Origin of the sequence: Mesorhizobium calcicola (assembly GCF_042682105.1) — a bacterium.
Classification (GTDB): domain Bacteria; phylum Pseudomonadota; class Alphaproteobacteria; order Rhizobiales; family Rhizobiaceae; genus Mesorhizobium; species Mesorhizobium calcicola.
Map to the genome: position 1 here is coordinate 11624 of NZ_JBHUGY010000052.1, position 15862 is coordinate 27485.

Consider the following 15862-nt stretch of genomic DNA (forward strand, 5'->3'; position numbering starts at 1 on the left):
TTTCGATTCGCTCGTCCGTTTTCGGCAATTTACAAGTATTATTGAATTGCGCGCATTTGAAAATCGGGGGAATATTTATTCGGGAGAGAGGGGTGCGTGACGCGTCGGACGGCAGCCAGGACTTCCATTTTCTTCATAGCGACGACAACCTGCTGTTTTGCCGGCAATCTCTATCTTGGGCGACGCCGCCGACATCGGCAGCGGCCATTGTTTCATGCCAGCAGCAGCTGGGGCCTCTAGCGATCATGAGGAGAGACGGGCATGCGATTCAAATCGGACAAGATCGGAGGCTTTCAAGTCTTCGCGGTATCGGGAACGAACACTGTTTCCTTCGGCATCGATTTCGATCCCGCTCAGATCGTTGAGTTGATGGGTTTTGCAGTCGAGCGCCACGACATCAAGGAGGATGAGCGCTACTATATGTACGGGTTCAAGGTGTTCGAGAGCATCTATCCGAACCCTGACCCGACGCTGCAGGTCTCGACCTTCGACCAACCGGTCCAAAGTTTTGTCTGGGACGATTTCACGGCCAAGGATGGCCGAGAGTACGTCTATTATTTCCACCCGCTGAAAGGCACACCGAAGAACCTGGACCGCTCTGCTCCCGCAATCCCGATCCGGATTCGAACCGAGAAGGCCTTCAGCACCGGCACCCATGACATCTTCTTCAATCGGGGTGTTGCCAGCAGCCAGGCCTATGCTCGAAAATTCGACAACAAGCGGCCGGACAAGCTTCCCGAGCCCAAGCGCACGGAAGCTTTGCAATGGCTCAGCCGCGATCTCGACGAAGCTTTGCAAAAGTTCATCGAGCAGGCCCAGCCGGGCGACACTTTGCTCGGTGCGTTTTACGAATTCAGGTATCCGGACGCGGCACAGTGGTTCAAGACGGCCATTGATCGGGGCGTCGACGTCAAGTTCGTCATCGATGCGAAGAAGAATGGCGGTGGTGTCGACAAGAAGGGCAAACCGATCCCCAACTTCCCGCGCGACGACAACATGCAGACCGTTGCCGATGCCGGTCTGCCGGCGGACGCGATCGCATGCTGGCGGGAGAAGAACACCGATGAGATCGCACATAACAAGTTCATTGTCCTGTTGAAGGGGGCCGCGAAGGCGCCGACACAGGTTTGGACCGGCTCGACAAATCTTTCGGACGGCGGCATTCACGGTCAGACCAATGTCGGCCATTGGGTCCGGGACGCGACTGTCGCCGGCCACTTCAGGGATTATTGGACACTGCTTTCCGGCGATCCGGGAAAACCCGGAACGGGTACGCCGGCCGAGGAGAAGGCGGCGATGAATGGGCTAAGATCCAGTGTCGCCGCCCTGCTTCCGACGCCGGCCGACTGGCGAACGATTCCGCAAGGTGTCACGCCGGTTTTCAGCCCGCGGGCCGGTGGCGGCGTGCTCGACATGTATTCGGTTGCGCTCGACGAATCGGATGCGTTGGGCTGCATCACGCTCGCTTTCGGCATCTCAGCGGTCTTCAAGGGCCGCCTGGTGAAGCATGACCAGACCTCGCCTTTGACCTTTCTCATGCTCGAGAAGAAGGACGCACCGACAAAACCAAAGCCGGGAACCGCCCCGAAGCCCTTCGTTACCCTCAGCTGGAGGCAGAACGTCTATTCGGCGTGGGGCTCGTTTATCCAGGATCCGCTGTACCGTTGGACGCGCGAGACAAATGCCGGAGCGCTCAAGCTCAACCAGCATGTAAGCTACATCCATTCAAAATTTCTGCTGCACGATCCGCTTGGGGCGGACCCGATCGTGGTGACCGGGTCGGCGAATTTCTCGACCGCCTCGACCAACGACAATGACGAGAACATGCTGTTGATCCGCGGCGAGACCCGGGTTGCCGACATCTATTTCACCGAATTCAACCGGCTGTTCTTCCACTATTATTTTCGCTCGGTTCACGAGGCGATCCGCGACCGCAAGCCAGCAGATACACTGGGTGTGGCGGCTACCAGTGCGGCCGAGAAGGCAAGTCTGTTCCTTGACGAAACGGCGGGCTGGGTCAGCAAGTATGCACCGGGGAGTCTGAAGACGAAACGCGTGAAGATATTCACCGCCATGGCAGGGGCGACTACCATCTAGCAATCGGACGCGAAGCTGGGGAGCTGCAGCGAGGCGAAGGGCATGATTCCGCAAAGGCGAGCCAACCCTTGCGAACGAAATTTTAATGTAAATGAAGCGTAATCCCGACCATTAAAATGATGCGTATGTGTTGGGGTTGCGCATGCCGGAATATTCGTCCTTCATCCGGTCGGTCCGGATTCGCTATATTTCGGGGTTGCTGATCTTCGCGCTGGCTTCCGCCGCCATCGTGATTGCGCTCGATCGTGTCAATTCCTTTCGCCGTGACATCGATGCGCTGAACAGCAACCTCGTCGTCTTCACCCGCGACCTGCGCAACGCGACCAGCTTTGCCGAGACGACTGGCACCGCCTGGCGGGCGGAGACACGTGATGCGCTCACGACATCGGCGCGCGGCCATACGGAGCGCCTGACCGGCGAGATCGAGACGCTGACCGCCCAGCTTGCCGCGATCAGGTCGCGCCTTTCGGTGAAGACCATCAACGAGCTCGAATCCGCTTCCGTCAACGGCGACCTGTTCTGGTCGCCCCGCGACATGGTGCGCAACTTCAACCTGATGTCGGCGGCGCAGAAGGTCGATGAATGGAGTTATCGCGAAATCCGCAACCAGAACGACCTATTTGCCCAGCCCATGCTGGTCCGCGTGCGCACCGCCATGGACGATGAGCGCCATCTGGCCGATGCCTCCAGCGACAGGCTGCTGCTGTGGGCGAGCGGTATTCTGTTCGCTGCCCTTGCCATCGTCGCCTTCTGGATCTTCCGGCCGATGGAAGTGGCCATCCGCCGCGCCTTTGCCGAATCGGCCGAATCCCTGTTCAAGGCCGAGGCCGCCGATCGCGCCAAGTCGGAATTCCTAGCCAATATGAGCCACGAAATCCGCACGCCCATGAACGGTGTGCTCGGCATGGCCGAGCTGCTGGCCAAGACCGACCTGACCGCGCGCCAGAAAACCTTCACCGACGTCATCGTCAAATCCGGCAACGCACTGCTCACCATCATCAACGACATTCTCGATTTCTCGAAGATCAATGCCGGCCAGCTCACTCTCGACCCGGCCCCCTTCCGCCTCTCCGAAGCGGTCGAGGATGTGGCGACGCTGGTATCTGCGCGCGTCGCCGAAAAGAACCTCGAACTGATCGTGCGGGTCGACCCGCGGCTGCCGGCCTATGTCGTCGGCGACGCCGGGCGGTTTCGGCAAATCGTCACCAACCTGCTCGGCAACGCGGTGAAGTTCACCGAAAAGGGTCATGTGCTGATCGATGTCGGCGGCGAGATCGTCAATGACGTTGTCCAGCTCAAGGTTCGCGTCGAGGACACCGGCATCGGCATACCGGCCGAGAAGCTGCAGAACGTGTTCGAAAAATTCGCCCAGGTCGACGGCTCGTCGACCCGCCGCCACGAAGGCACCGGCCTCGGCCTCGCCATCGCCGCCCGCCTCGTCGACCTGATGGCGGGCAAGATCGGCGTCGAGAGCGAGATCGGCCGCGGCTCCGTGTTCTGGTTCGCGGTGCCGCTGCCGGCGCACCATGCCACGGCGCGCGACGAAATCGTACCGGTCGACGTCACCGGCGCGCGCGTGCTGGTCATCGACGACAACCCGGTCAACCGCGAAATCCTGCTCGAGCAGCTGAGAAGCTGGAGCTTCGATTGCGCCGCCGCCGAAAGTGGCGCCGTGGGCCTGGCCTTCCTCGATCGCGCCTTCCAGCTGGGTGCCGCCGTCGACTGCATCATCCTCGACTACCAGATGCCGGGCATGAACGGCGCCGACGTCGCCAGGGCGATTGCGTCCGACAGCCGGCTGGCTTCCATTCCGGTGGTGCTGCTGACCTCGGTCGACCAAGTCGATTTCGGCAAGATGATCATCGACTTCGGCATTGCCGCCCACCTGACCAAGCCGGCGCGCTCCGCGGTCTTGCTCGGTACCGTCATCTCGGTCATCCAGAGAGCCCGCTCGCAGGTCGGCAAGGCGCAGTTCGTGCGCGAACCGATCGTGCCGGCTCCCCCGGTAGCGCCACCCGCTTTCACCGTCATCCGCGGCCCGGCGATGCCGGTCGCCGCAGCACCGGAATCGACGGCCTCGCCGAACGGTCCGATCGATATCCTCATTGCCGAGGACAATGACGTGAACCAGCTGGTGTTCGGCCAGATCCTCAACGGCCTTGGCCTCAGCTACCGCATCGCCGGCAACGGCCGCACGGCCGTCGAGATGTACAGGGCGCTGCGCCCCAGGCTGATCCTGATGGACGTCTCGATGCCGGAGATGAACGGCTACGAAGCGACCCGCGCCATCCGGGCGATGGAGACCTCGTCGGGCACCCGCATCCCGATCATCGGCGTCACCGCGCATGCGCTGAAGGGCGATCGCGACAAGTGCATCGAAGCCGGCATGGACGACTATCTGCCCAAGCCGGTTTCGCCCGACCGGCTCGGCACCAAGATCGGCACCTGGCTCAGCGAAACGGTGGTGGCGAAGACGGCTTAGCCAGCAGCCATCGACGCATCAGGCGGCGGCGTCCAGATGATAGCGGCGCATCCAGTCAAGGCTCGTCTCGTCGGAGAGCTGTGCAACGCCGGGCCTTACGTCGTCGGCATTCGGCGCTTGAACGCCCAGGGCCTCGAAGATGCCTAGCAATGTCGCAGCCGGGTTGGCGGCAAGACGCTCATAGCCAACCCGCAGTGGAATGATGCCTTGTTCTGCAAACCAGATGTTCCAGGCGCCATCATAGGCCTCTAGCTCCGTGACCTCGCGTCTGAGCCGCTCGAAATCATATTGCGGTTTCTTCGCGGGTGCGACCCTTTCGATCTCGGTTCCGTCAGGAGCGATATGCCAAAGACCGGTTTGCTCCGCTTTGACCAGGGAGACAGCCTGCGCAAGTTTGTTCTCCCGCGACAGATGCAGGTAGAGAATATGACCGAATGCTTTTTCAAAACGCGCTCTGTCCGATGAAAGTTTTGGGAAAATCTGGTCGAGGATCGCCGAGAGCTCATCCAGGTTTTCGCGCATCAGACGAAGGCCGAAAATGCCTGTCCCACCCCTGCCGGCGGCGATCGCCGCATTCAGATAGGCGGCATTGAATTGGAGCTCGCTCATCGTGGCACGATCGGGCAGGCCCCAGTCTTCGGCCCACTCCGCCACGTCCTGCCGCCGATAGAATGAGTGAGGATTGCCGGCCGTCTTCGTAGACGCCAGAAGCTTGCACAGCAAAGTGCTTCCGGTTCTCGGCGTGCCGCAGATAATGTATCCGTCAAACATCTTATGGCCCATGCTGCTCGTCGTGCGGCAGGCCCCCGGCGAATGACGGCCGTCGCTATAGCTGAAATCCTTGCTGGATGCGACGGCCATTGAGCAGAACGATGCTGGCTTTCACCTTCAAACGCCTCTTTCAGACATTGTGCCGATTCCAAGTCGACTACCGGTTGCGCACCACCACACACGCTCCGCCGATACTTTGCAGTTTCTGACAGATGACGTTGGCGGCGGCGCGGTCGTCGACACCGATCCTGACCGCGTAGATGCCGCGCCGGCCGATGGGGGTGCGCACCCGGCTGACCACCGGATCATGGCCGCTGAGCAGAACCGGAAACCGGCTCCTCACCCGCAGCCACTGGCTGATCGCGGCACTGCGGCGGAAGTTGCCGGCCACCTGGATGCCCCATGGTTTTATGTTGATCGAGGCCATCGCCACGGTCTGCGACATGATCACCGGCAGCCTGCGGCAAGCGACGGCAAAATCCGCCTTTGCATCGAGCGGCTCGACCTTGCCGGCATAGGCCCGGTCGGTGAACTTGTCGACCGGCTCGCCCATGATGTCGAAGACATAGCTCTCGGTCTCCATCGGCAGGAAGCCGCCCGAGCCGAGCCAACGCGAGACCCGGCTTTCGCCGGAATTGTAGGCGGCAGCCGCCAGGCCGAGATTGCCGTAGCTGGTTTTCATCTCGGCGAGATATTTCGCCGAGGCCGGGATCGCCTGGCTGATGTCGAAGGAATTGGCCAGCCCGCGCATCTTGGCGGTGCCCGGCATGAACTGGGCAATGCCTTCGGCGCCGACCGGACTGACGGCGTTGGGATCGAAACGGCTTTCCTTCCAGATCAGCCGGGCGAAGAAATCCCTGGGCAGGCCGTTCTGGTCGGCATGGGCCTGGATCAGGTTGCAGACCTTGTCGATGAGCCTCTGCTTGGCGGATTGCGGCGGATCCGCCTGAACGGAGGTCGAACACCCCAGGGCACAAAGCAGAACCAGCGTCGCCCTGAGGAAACGCTGCATTGCGTTTACTCCGCCGCGGCCTTGCCGCGACCGAACCGTTGCTCGATATAGTCCGCGACCATTTTCTCGAAATCCGCCGCGATCGACGGCCCCCGCAGCGTCGCCGCCTTCTTGCCGTCGACGAAGACAGGTGCCGTCGGCGTCTCGCCGGTGCCGGGCAGCGATATGCCGATGTCGGCATGCTTGGACTCACCCGGGCCGTTGACGATGCAGCCCATCACCGCGACCTTGAGGTTCTCGACGCCGGGATATCTTTCGCGCCACACAGGCATGTTCTTCCGCAGATCGGCCTGGATGTTCTGGGCGAGTTCCTGGAACACGGTGGAGGTGGTGCGGCCGCAGCCGGGGCAAGCAGCGACGATCGGCACGAACTGCCTGAACCCCATGGTCTGCAGCAGCTCCTGCGACACCTGCACCTCGCGCGTGCGGTCGCCGTTCGGCTCCGGCGTCAGCGAGATGCGGATGGTGTCGCCGATGCCTTGCTGGAGCAGGATGCCCATGGCGGCGGACGAGGCGACAATGCCTTTCGAACCCATGCCGGCCTCGGTCAGGCCGAGATGCAGCGCATGGTTGGAGCGAGTGGCGAGCCCGGTATAGACGGCAATCAGATCCTGCACGCCGCTGACCTTGGCCGACAGGATGATTTTTTCGCGGCCAAGGCCGATTTCTTCCGCCATTTCGGCCGAGAGAATGGCCGACTGCACGATCGCCTCGCGCGTCACTTCCTGCGCCGTCAGCGGGAAACCCTGGGCCTGGTTGTCGTCCATCAGCCGGGTCAAAAGCTCCTGGTCGAGCGAACCCCAGTTGACGCCGATGCGCACCGGCTTGTCGTATTTGATCGCCATCTCGACGATCGCCGCGAACTGCCGGTCCTTCTTGTCCTTGAAGCCGACATTGCCCGGATTGATGCGGTATTTGGCCAGCGCCTCGGCGCAGGCCGGGTGGTCGGCCAGCAGTTTGTGGCCGATATAGTGGAAATCGCCGACCAGCGGCACGTTGACGCCGAGCCGCGCCAGCCTTTCGTGGATGCGCGGCACGGCGGCCGCGCTCTCGTCGCGATCGACGGTGATGCGCACGATCTCGGAGCCGGCACGGTGCAGTGCGGCAACTTGCGCAACGGTCTGGTCGACATCGGCCGTATCGGTGTTGGTCATCGACTGCACGACGACAGGCGCGCCGCCGCCGACGACCACGCCGCCGACATCGACACCGACCGACGTGCGGCGGGGGAAGGGAGAGGAAAAATATCCGGTCATGCCGGCAGCCTTTTGTCTCTGGAGCGTCTTTGCGTCCACTTGGACGCACAAACTACGCTCCGGGCCGATGCGCTAGGTCCGGGCATGAGGTGGAGGAGCAAAGATGGCTTGTCAATGGCGACAGGTCGCCACTGGCCACAATTGACCCGCCGCAGGAATCGGAAATGATCCCGATCCGGCGAAGGCCGAAGCGATAATTGAGCTCATTGGAGGTCCAGCCTCGGCTGAAAGCCCAGCGCTGGAAATTAAAAACCCGCCCTACCGGCGGCAGACGTCGCCGGCAAAAGAGGCCGCGGATCGTAAGCGGCTATGTCAGCAGGGCATCAATGCGTGGTTGGTTGTGCTCTCAGTTTTTCAATCTCGTCCTTGAGTGCCAGCTTGCGTCGCTTGAGATTCACGATTTCGAGGTCGTCGACCGATGGATGGTTCATCGCGTCATCGATTTCACGCTCGATGTCGCCGTGTTTCCGCTGCAACTCATCAAGATGGGATGCAAGAGACATGATTGGTTCTCCCTTTCATGGTTTCCTCGATTGCAGCCGTCACGGCGCGTCCACCGCAGGTCGCTTCTGTGACGGCACAATGACACTGTGCCACCATCCGGCAGCGATGTCGAATGCTGCGTGGTAGCATTCCACGACAATGTGAAATGTGATATGGGCTGCGCGCCGGTGGCAGAAGTTGCCGGCCCCGCCCAATCAGGCCCAGTTTTGGGCGCCGCAGACGTGCAGACGGTAGAGAATGTCCGATCAGGAACAGGCCGATATTCGCCTCGAATTTTCCCGGCTGAAGCAGGAACACGCCGATTTCGACGCAGCGATCAACGCGATGATCGCCACGAACTGCGACCCGCTGCAGATCCAGCGCATGAAGAAGAAGAAGCTGTTCCTCAAAGACCGGCTGATGGCGCTGGAAGACAAGATCATTCCCGACATCATTGCCTGAACGAATTCCGCGCCGGGCGGACGATGGATTTGCGGCTCATCCCGAAATCGAAAGCCGCGCCGCGCGCTGGCGCAGCAGGCCGATGAGTTCGTCGGTTTTTTCGTTCGACGTGTCGATGGGAACCACCAGGCACATCGTCGCCTCGACCTTGCCGGCCGCCGAGAAGACCGGCGCCGCCAGGCATTTCGTATAGGCGTCGACAAGCCCTGAGGTGACGCAATAGCCAGTCGATCTGGCCGTCGCGATATCAGCGATGAAATCGTCGAGCTCCAACCTGCGGCCATCAGGCAGCAGGAGATCGTCTTCCGACACCATGCCTTCGATCGCGGCCCTTTCCAGGCCCGCCAGAAGCAGCCGCCCGGACGCGGTCCAGGGCAGCGGAATCTGCAGGCCGGTGGCCGAGCTGATCCGGAACGGCCTGGTGCCCGGGCTTGAATGGACGATCGTGTAGCGGCCACTCTGCAGCATGCATAATTCGGAGGTTTCGCCGGTCTCGCGCGAAAGATTGTCGACCTCCTGGCGCCCCCTCCTGAGCAGGTCGTTGCCGCGCACATAATCCATTCCGTAGAGATAAAGCTTCTTGCCGAAATAGACGCGGTTGCCGTCGCCTTCCATCTCCAGGAGGCCGGCATCGACCAGCGATCGCACCAGCGTGTAGGTTGTCGACCGTGGCGCGTTCACCCCCTTGGCCAGATCGCCGATGCCGATCGCGCGCTGCGTCACATGCAGAAACTCCAGAATCTCAAGCACCCGGTTGAGGCCCTTCTCACGAGAGGCCGTCGTCTTGTCGCCGACTGAGACTGCCAAGGCATTGCCATCTTGCATTGTCAATTCCTGATGTTAGTATCTGTCTTGTACAGGATACATGCGTCTCTTGTAAGAGACAATCGCAATGCCGACGCATGTATTTCTCGTTCAAGGGGAACACAACACGAAAGGAGGTCGCCGTGAACGACACATCCAAAAGGCGTGATTTTCTGAAACTGGGAATGGCCGGACTGGCAACGGCCGGGGTCATGAGCGCAGCGTCGACGATCGACGTCAAGAAGGCGGCCGCTCAGGCCGCGTCGGACAGCCTGCTGCGCACCGTGCTCGATCGCGGCAAGCTGATCGTCGGCACCGGCAGCACCAACGCACCCTGGCACTTTGAGAACGACGCCGGCGAATTGGTCGGCATGGACATCACCATGGGCCGGATTCTTGCCAAGGGGCTGTTCGACGACCCGACCAAGGTCGAGTTCGTCATGCAGGATCCGGCGCAGCGCATTCCGAATGTCACCACCAACAAGGTCGACATCACCATCCAGTTCATGACCATGAGCGCCCAGCGCTCGCAACTGATCAACTTCTCCAGGCCCTACTATGTCGAAGGCGTCGCCTTGCTGACCCGCCCGGACGCCGAGAACAAGACCTTCGACAAATTGCTTGCCGCGGGTTCGGCAACGCGTGTTTCCATTCTGCAGAATGTTGACGCCGAAGCCCAGGTGCATTCGGTTCTGCCCCAGTGTGAGGTCATGCAGATCGACACCCAGGCCAACGTACTGCAGGCACTGGAATCGAAGCGCGTCGACGCGGCCGCGGTCGATCTGTCGACGGTGCGCTGGCTGGCCTCGCGCAACCCGGACAAATACTTCGATGCCGGAAAGAGCTGGTTGAGCATGCTCTATGGCGCCGCCCTGCGGCAACGCGACCTCGATTGGCTGACCTTCGTCAACTCGACTTTCACCATCGCCATGTTCGGCCACGAAAACGCGCTCTACGACGCGGCGTTCAAGGACTATTTCGGACAGGAGCCGCCGGCACGCCATCCCGGTTTCCCGGCCATCTGACGTATCAGGCGGAAGGGCATCCACGCCCTTCCGCCTTCTTTTTTCTCGATACAAAGCATGTCGCCCAAAAGTGCGCAGCGGTTTTGGGCGACATGCATAAAACTGAGGCCCGAAGCGGGACGAATTTCGGATTCGTCACACCATTCGTTGCCTTAGGGGCACTGAGAGAGGCGCATGGGCTATACGCTCAATTTCAACCTGATCTGGCGGCACTTCGACAAGCTGTGGGGCGGATTGCTGCTCAGCCTCGAGCTCGCCGTCATCTCGATCGCCATCGGCGTCGTCATCGGACTGGTGCTGGCGGTCTGGTATGTTTCGGCCGGACGCGCGGTGCGGGCCGTCATTGCCGCCTATGTCGAATTCATCCGCAACGTACCGCTGATCCTGCTCGTCTACCTCGTCTTCTACGGCCTGCCGACCGTGGTCGATATCGCCTACAGCGCGCAGACGTCGTTCGTCGCCACGCTGGCGCTCTACAGCGGCGCTTATCTGGTCGAGGTGTTTCGCTCCGGCCTCGAAGCCGTGCCGCGCGGACAGCTGGACGCCGGCAAGGCGATCGGCTTGACGCCTTGGCAAAGGCTGCTGCATGTAAGACTGCCGACGATGCTGCGCATCACTTTGCCGGCGCTTTCCAACACCTTCATATCCCTCTTCAAGGACACGTCCGTCGCGTCGGTCATTTCGGTGCCGGAGCTGACCTACGGCGCCCAGTGGATCAATTTCAACACCTTCCGCATCGTCGAGGTCTATCTCGTCGTGACGGCGATGTACCTGTTGACCGGCTACGCCCTGCTTTACGCGCTTCGGCTTGTCGAGCGCTGGTTCAGGACGGTGCACTGATATGCTTGGCCAGATCATCTATGCCTTGCCTTTCCTGGCCCAGGGTTTTGCGCTGACGCTGTGGGTGTCGCTGCTGGTCGTGGTGTTCTCGCTCTTGGCCGGCGTGATTCTGGGCGTTGGTCTTGTCTATGGCCCGGTCCCGCTGCGCTGGGCGGTGCGCATCTTCAGCGACACCATCCGCGGCATACCGATCCTGGTGCTGATCTTCTTCGTCTATTACGGCCTGCCTGCGGTGGGCCTTCATCTGCCGTCCTTCTGGGCGTCCGTGCTGGCGCTGACCCTGTTCAAGACGGCGCAGGTCATCGAATACCTGCGGGGCGCGGTCGGTTCGATCCCGAAGGGGCAGTCGGAAGCGGCGATGGCGATCGGGCTGACCTTCCGCCAGCGGCTGGCCTACGTCATTTTCCCGCAGGCGTTCAGGCGCTTCCTGCCGCCATGGATCAATGGCGTCACCGACGCGGTCAAAGGCAGCGCGCTGGTGTCGCTGCTCGGCATCACCGATCTGATGCAGGCCATCAACCAGGTCATCGGCCGCACCTATGAGGCAATGCCGCTCTACATCCTCGGCGCGCTTATCTACTTCGCTGTCAATTATGCGCTTTCGCTGGCCAGCCGGCGGCTGGAGCGGCGCTTCTCCTTCATCCGGGAATAGCAAGATGTCCATCGCCCCCAACGACAAGCCGGCGCTTCTCGGCGTCACCGATGTTTCCAAATCCTTCGGCAGCGTCGCGGTCCTACGCTCCGTCAGCCTGCAGGTGGCCCGCGGCGAGGTGGTGACGGTCATCGGCCCCTCCGGCAGTGGCAAAACCACGCTGCTGCGCTGCGTCAACTTCCTCGAAAGCTACGACAGCGGCTCCATCCGCATCGACGGCAAGGAGGTCGGCTACCGCGAGAGCGGAACCCGCCAGCGCCGCAGCGAGCGCGATCTTGCTGCGATGCGGGCCGAGACCGGCATGGTGTTCCAGGGCTTCAACCTGTTTCCGCATCTGACTGCGGCCGGCAACATCATGCTTGGCCTCACCAAGGTGCGCGGCAAGAGCAGCGCCGAGGCGCGCACCATCGCCGCGCACTGGCTCGGCCGGGTCGGCCTCGCCCACAAGGCCGACAGCCTGCCCGCCGAATTGTCCGGCGGCCAGCAGCAGCGCGTCGGCATCGCCCGCGCCGTGGCGATGGAACCGAAAATCCTGCTGCTCGACGAGATCACCTCGGCGCTCGATCCCGAGCTCGTCGGCGAGGTGCTGGAAGTCGTGCGCAGCCTGGCGGAGGACGGCATGACCATGCTGATGGTCACCCATGAGATGGCCTTCGCCCGCGACGCTTCGAGCCGCATCGTCTTCATGGCGGATGGCGGCGTCAGCGCGGTAGGGCCGCCCGCTGAGATCCTCGCCGAAGGGTTCGACAATGACCGTCTTCGCACCTTCCTGGCGCGTTTCCGCGCCTCGCATTTCTGACATTGGACGGCGAAAGCCGTCGCAAGGAGCCTTTTTCAATGACGCCTTACATCCGGCTCGCCAAACTCGGCCTGACGCTGCCCGAGCCGCCGACCCCCATCGCCAACTTCGTCACCCATGCCGAAAGCGGGCGGCTTATCTTCCTGTCCGGCCAAGGGCCGCTGCGCGCCGACGGCACGCTTTGCACCGGCAAGGTGGGCGAGGATGTCTCGGTCGAGGAAGCTTACGGCCACGCCCGCCTCACCGGCCTCAACCTGCTGGCCGTCATGCATGCGGCGGCGGGCGATCTCGGCCGCATCGTGCGCGTCGTCAAGCTGCTCGGTTTCGTCAACGCGATCCCGACCTTCAGCGACCATCCGAAAGTGGTGAATGGCTGCTCCGATCTTTTCGCCGAGGTTTTCGCCAGCATCGGCGGGCATGCCCGCTCGGCGATCGGCGTCGGCTCCTTGCCGGGAAACATCACCGTCGAAATCGAGGCGGTCGTCGAGATCGCCGCGTGACTTTCTAGAAATAGGATCCGCAGAGATGAAAACATATTCCACCGACGGCTCCAACACCACGATCCGCGAACGGCTCGGCCTTCGACCGATCATCAACGTGTCCGGCACGATGACGGCGCTCGGCGCGTCGATCATCGTCCCCGAAGCGATCAGCGCCATGTCCGAAATGGCGTCACAATGGGTGGAGATGGACGATCTGCAGCGCGCTGCAAGCACCGTCGTAGCGCGCCTCACCGGCGGAGAGGCCGGCTTCATCACCGCCTGCTGCGCCAGCGGCATCACCATGGCGATCGCCGGCGCGATGACGGGAACCAACCTGCTCGCCATCGAACGCCTGCCGGACGACACGGAAGGGCTGAAGTCGGAAGTCATCGTCCAGCTCGGCCACATCGTCAATTACGGCGCGCCGATCGACCAGTCGGTCCGGCTGGCGGGCGCCAAGGTCGTGCCGGCCGGCACTGTCAGCGTGACGCAGGACTATCATGTCAGGGATGCGATCCGCGACCGCACGGCGGCCGGGCTTTATGTCGTCGCCCATCACACCGTGCAGTACGGCATGCTGTCGCTGGAGGAATTCTGCGAGATCTGCCACGCAAGGGGCGTGCCGGTGATCGTCGACGCGGCGTCCGAATACGATCTGCGCGGCTTCCTGGCGCGGGGCGCCGATGTCGTCATCTACAGCGGCCATAAATTCTTGAGCGGCCCGACCAGCGGCATCGTCACCGGCCGCAAGGATCTGGTGCGGGCCGCCTATCTACAGAACCGCGGAGTCGCCCGCGCGATGAAGGTCGGCAAGGAGAGCATCGCCGGTACCATGGCCGCGCTCGATGCCTGGGAGAAGCGCGATCACGCCGGCATCCGCCAGCGCGAGGAAGCGGCGCTCCATCTGTGGAAGGATACTCTGCAAGGCCTGCCCGGCATTGCCGCGCGCATCATCCCCGACCCGACCGCCAATCCGCTCGACCGGCTGCAGATCTTTGTGGAACCCCAGAGCCGCTTCACCGCCGCCGGCCTTGCCTCGGCGCTCGCCGCGGGCTCGCCACCAATCATCGTGCGCAACCACGAGGTGGAGCGCGGCCATTTCTTCCTCGACCCCTGCAATCTTCATCCCGGCGAGGCCGAGATCGTCGCCGGACGGCTGCGGGCCATATTGACTGCGGCGGAACGCCCGGCGGACGCCATGAAGCAGACCCGCAAGGACTCTTCCGGCGCCTTGCGCTGGCCGGACTAGCTGGATTCGCGGGCCAGCACCATGTCCGATCACGCGACCGTGAATGCCCGGATGCGCAACAGCCGGGAATAAACCGCCGCCATCCCGGGTCTCCCCAGCATACGCCACTCCTGGCGTTGAGGAGACTGACATGACCCATCACCACGATGACGAGAGCGGGCGCGACGGCATCAGCCGCCGCCACGCGCTGGAATGCATGATCTGGGCCGGCACCGGCGTGCTGTGGACGATTTCAGGCGGCGTCCCGGTGTCGCTCAACCTGCTTGGCGCCGCACAGGCCGGCGAGGCCATGGCCACCGGCTTCACCTTCCTGCAGATCTCCGACAGCCATATCGGCTTCGACAAGGCGGCGAACCCGCATGCCATCGACACGCTGAAGGAGGCGATGGGCAAGATCCAGGCGCTGCCGCAAAAGCCCGCCTTCATGATCCACACCGGCGATATCACCCATCTTTCCAAGGCCGCACAATTCGACAATGCGGCCGAGATCATCGGCGGCGCGGGCTTCGACGTGCACTACGTGCCGGGTGAGCACGATCTGATCGACGACGGCAATGGCAAGGCCTATCTCGACCGCTATGGCAAGGGCACCAAGGGCGCCGGCTGGTACTCGTTCGACCAGAACGGCGTGCATTTCGTGGCACTGGTCAATGTCGTCAACCTCAAGGCCGGCGGGCTCGGCAATCTCGGCGCCGAGCAACTGGCATGGCTGGCCGATGATCTGAAGGCGGTCAGCGCCTCGACGCCGATCGTCGTCTTCGCCCATATCCCGCTGTGGGCCGTCTATCCCGAATGGGGCTGGGGCACCGACGACGCGGCACAGGCGCTCGGCCTGCTCAAGCGCTTCGGCTCGGTCACCGTGCTCAACGGCCACATCCACCAGATCATGCAGAAGGTGGAAGGCAACGTCACCTTCCACACCGCGCGCTCGACCGCCTTCCCGCAGCCGGCGCCGGGCACCGCCGCATCGCCCGGGCCGATGACGGTGCCGGCCGGTCAGCTGCGCGGCCTGCTCGGCACCAGCAGTGTCACCGTGAAGCAAGGCGGGCAGGATCTCGCCATCATCGACTCGACGCTGGCCTGAGCTGGAAGGGAACCGCCATGATCTGCATACGCCTGCCGGCCCGGCACATGGCCGCGATCCTCGCCGCCTTCACCTTGGCCACGGCGACCTGTCAGCCGCTGCGCGCGGCCGATGCGCCGATGGTCAAAATCGAGAATTTCGCCTTCACGCCATCTGTGCTGACCGTCAAGCCCGGCACCACCGTGACCTTCAGGAATGACGACGACATCCCGCATCTGGTCGTCGCCAATGATTCGTCCTTCCGCTCCAAGGCGCTTGACACCGGTGACACATATGAATTCACCTTCACCAAAGCAGGCGACTTTGCCTATTTCTGCGGACTTCATCCGCACATGCAGGGCAAGATCACCGTCGCGCCCTGAGG

16 protein-coding genes are annotated in these 15862 nt (G+C 62.4%); 11 read left to right on the plus strand and 5 right to left on the minus strand.

The annotated features are described in order from the left end of the window. The first annotated feature begins 261 nt into the window (after positions 1-261). Together ACFSQT_RS29775 and ACFSQT_RS29780 are read left to right on the plus strand one after the other, a co-directional pair. A complete protein-coding gene (locus ACFSQT_RS29775; RefSeq protein WP_379024855.1) occupies positions 262-2097 on the plus strand; it encodes a phospholipase D-like domain-containing protein in 1836 nt (611 codons plus the stop codon). A 142-nt stretch (positions 2098-2239) separates the two neighbouring features. Continuing rightward, positions 2240-4579 carry a response regulator gene (locus ACFSQT_RS29780; protein ID WP_379024857.1) on the plus strand — a complete coding sequence of 780 codons (2340 nt, stop codon included), beginning with the start codon at positions 2240-2242 and terminating at the stop codon, positions 4577-4579. 18 nt (positions 4580-4597) lie between these two features. On the opposite strand, the gene ACFSQT_RS29785 is transcribed toward ACFSQT_RS29780, so the two are convergent. From ACFSQT_RS29785 to ACFSQT_RS29800, 4 genes are all read right to left on the minus strand, one after another. Further along, a complete protein-coding gene (locus tag ACFSQT_RS29785; protein ID WP_379024859.1) occupies positions 4598-5440 on the minus strand; it encodes a Stf0 family sulfotransferase in 843 nt (280 codons plus the stop codon). Between the two features lie 67 nt (positions 5441-5507). Continuing rightward, a complete protein-coding gene (locus ACFSQT_RS29790) occupies positions 5508-6362 on the minus strand; it encodes a transglycosylase SLT domain-containing protein (RefSeq protein WP_379024861.1) in 855 nt (284 codons plus the stop codon). 5 nt (positions 6363-6367) lie between these two features. Continuing rightward, on the minus strand, positions 6368-7618 hold the full coding sequence (gene ispG / locus ACFSQT_RS29795) for a flavodoxin-dependent (E)-4-hydroxy-3-methylbut-2-enyl-diphosphate synthase (RefSeq protein ID WP_379024863.1): 1251 nt from the start codon (positions 7616-7618) through the stop codon (positions 6368-6370). Between the two features lie 323 nt (positions 7619-7941). Then, positions 7942-8121, minus strand: a complete 180-nt coding sequence (locus ACFSQT_RS29800; RefSeq protein ID WP_027023510.1) for a YdcH family protein — start codon at positions 8119-8121, stop codon at positions 7942-7944. A gap of 238 nt (positions 8122-8359) precedes the next feature. Between ACFSQT_RS29800 and ACFSQT_RS29805 the strand changes: the two genes are divergently transcribed. After that, positions 8360-8563, plus strand: a complete 204-nt coding sequence (locus ACFSQT_RS29805; protein ID WP_095089397.1) for a YdcH family protein — start codon at positions 8360-8362, stop codon at positions 8561-8563. Positions 8564-8599: 36 nt separating this feature from the next. On the opposite strand, the gene ACFSQT_RS29810 is transcribed toward ACFSQT_RS29805, so the two are convergent. After that, entirely contained in the window at positions 8600-9388 is a 789-nt protein-coding gene (locus ACFSQT_RS29810) for an IclR family transcriptional regulator (RefSeq protein WP_379024865.1), read from the minus strand. A gap of 122 nt (positions 9389-9510) precedes the next feature. On the opposite strand from ACFSQT_RS29810, the gene ACFSQT_RS29815 reads away from it, so the two are divergent. The 8 genes from ACFSQT_RS29815 (at position 9511) to ACFSQT_RS29850 (ending at position 15860) form a co-directional block, all read left to right on the plus strand. After that, positions 9511-10392, plus strand: coding sequence for a transporter substrate-binding domain-containing protein (locus ACFSQT_RS29815; protein WP_379024867.1), 882 nt, complete (start codon positions 9511-9513; stop codon positions 10390-10392). Positions 10393-10566: 174 nt separating this feature from the next. Continuing rightward, the gene (locus ACFSQT_RS29820; protein WP_379024869.1) at positions 10567-11232 is read left to right on the plus strand and encodes an amino acid ABC transporter permease; all 666 of its coding nucleotides are present in this window, start codon (positions 10567-10569) and stop codon (positions 11230-11232) included. Position 11233: 1 nt separating this feature from the next. Beyond that, positions 11234-11884, plus strand: a complete 651-nt coding sequence (locus ACFSQT_RS29825; protein WP_379024871.1) for an amino acid ABC transporter permease — start codon at positions 11234-11236, stop codon at positions 11882-11884. A 4-nt stretch (positions 11885-11888) separates the two neighbouring features. Continuing rightward, positions 11889-12683: an amino acid ABC transporter ATP-binding protein gene (locus ACFSQT_RS29830; protein ID WP_379024873.1), complete on the plus strand. Its 795-nt coding sequence runs from the start codon at positions 11889-11891 to the stop codon at positions 12681-12683. 38 nt (positions 12684-12721) lie between these two features. Beyond that, positions 12722-13183 (plus strand): RidA family protein, encoded by a 462-nt coding sequence (locus ACFSQT_RS29835; protein ID WP_379024875.1) that lies wholly within the window; start codon positions 12722-12724, stop codon positions 13181-13183. A 25-nt stretch (positions 13184-13208) separates the two neighbouring features. Next, positions 13209-14414, plus strand: coding sequence for an aminotransferase class V-fold PLP-dependent enzyme (locus tag ACFSQT_RS29840; RefSeq protein ID WP_379024877.1), 1206 nt, complete (start codon positions 13209-13211; stop codon positions 14412-14414). A 130-nt stretch (positions 14415-14544) separates the two neighbouring features. Then, entirely contained in the window at positions 14545-15498 is a 954-nt protein-coding gene (locus ACFSQT_RS29845) for a metallophosphoesterase family protein (RefSeq protein ID WP_379024879.1), read from the plus strand. Positions 15499-15515: 17 nt separating this feature from the next. Next, complete coding sequence (locus tag ACFSQT_RS29850) at positions 15516-15860, plus strand: cupredoxin domain-containing protein (RefSeq protein WP_379024881.1); 345 nt, start codon at positions 15516-15518, stop codon at positions 15858-15860. Positions 15861-15862: the final 2 nt, after the last annotated feature.

Bases quoted from the DNA above. Each gene is read 5' to 3' on its own strand.
- ACFSQT_RS29840 (WP_379024877.1), top strand. From the start codon at position 13,209: ATGAAAACATATTCCACCGACGGCTCCAACACCACGATCCGCGAACGG.
- ACFSQT_RS29785 (WP_379024859.1), bottom strand. From the start codon at position 5,440: ATGGCCGTCGCATCCAGCAAGGATTTCAGCTATAGCGACGGCCGTCAT.
- ACFSQT_RS29820 (WP_379024869.1), top strand. From the start codon at position 10,567: ATGGGCTATACGCTCAATTTCAACCTGATCTGGCGGCACTTCGACAAG.
- ACFSQT_RS29835 (WP_379024875.1), top strand. From the start codon at position 12,722: ATGACGCCTTACATCCGGCTCGCCAAACTCGGCCTGACGCTGCCCGAG.
- ACFSQT_RS29775 (WP_379024855.1), top strand. From the start codon at position 262: ATGCGATTCAAATCGGACAAGATCGGAGGCTTTCAAGTCTTCGCGGTA.
- ACFSQT_RS29850 (WP_379024881.1), top strand. From the start codon at position 15,516: ATGATCTGCATACGCCTGCCGGCCCGGCACATGGCCGCGATCCTCGCC.
- ACFSQT_RS29780 (WP_379024857.1), top strand. From the start codon at position 2,240: ATGCCGGAATATTCGTCCTTCATCCGGTCGGTCCGGATTCGCTATATT.
- ACFSQT_RS29810 (WP_379024865.1), bottom strand. From the start codon at position 9,388: ATGCAAGATGGCAATGCCTTGGCAGTCTCAGTCGGCGACAAGACGACG.
- ACFSQT_RS29825 (WP_379024871.1), top strand. From the start codon at position 11,234: ATGCTTGGCCAGATCATCTATGCCTTGCCTTTCCTGGCCCAGGGTTTT.
- ispG (WP_379024863.1), bottom strand. From the start codon at position 7,618: ATGACCGGATATTTTTCCTCTCCCTTCCCCCGCCGCACGTCGGTCGGT.
- ACFSQT_RS29845 (WP_379024879.1), top strand. From the start codon at position 14,545: ATGACCCATCACCACGATGACGAGAGCGGGCGCGACGGCATCAGCCGC.
- ACFSQT_RS29805 (WP_095089397.1), top strand. From the start codon at position 8,360: ATGTCCGATCAGGAACAGGCCGATATTCGCCTCGAATTTTCCCGGCTG.
- ACFSQT_RS29830 (WP_379024873.1), top strand. From the start codon at position 11,889: ATGTCCATCGCCCCCAACGACAAGCCGGCGCTTCTCGGCGTCACCGAT.
- ACFSQT_RS29800 (WP_027023510.1), bottom strand. From the start codon at position 8,121: ATGTCTCTTGCATCCCATCTTGATGAGTTGCAGCGGAAACACGGCGAC.
- ACFSQT_RS29790 (WP_379024861.1), bottom strand. From the start codon at position 6,362: ATGCAGCGTTTCCTCAGGGCGACGCTGGTTCTGCTTTGTGCCCTGGGG.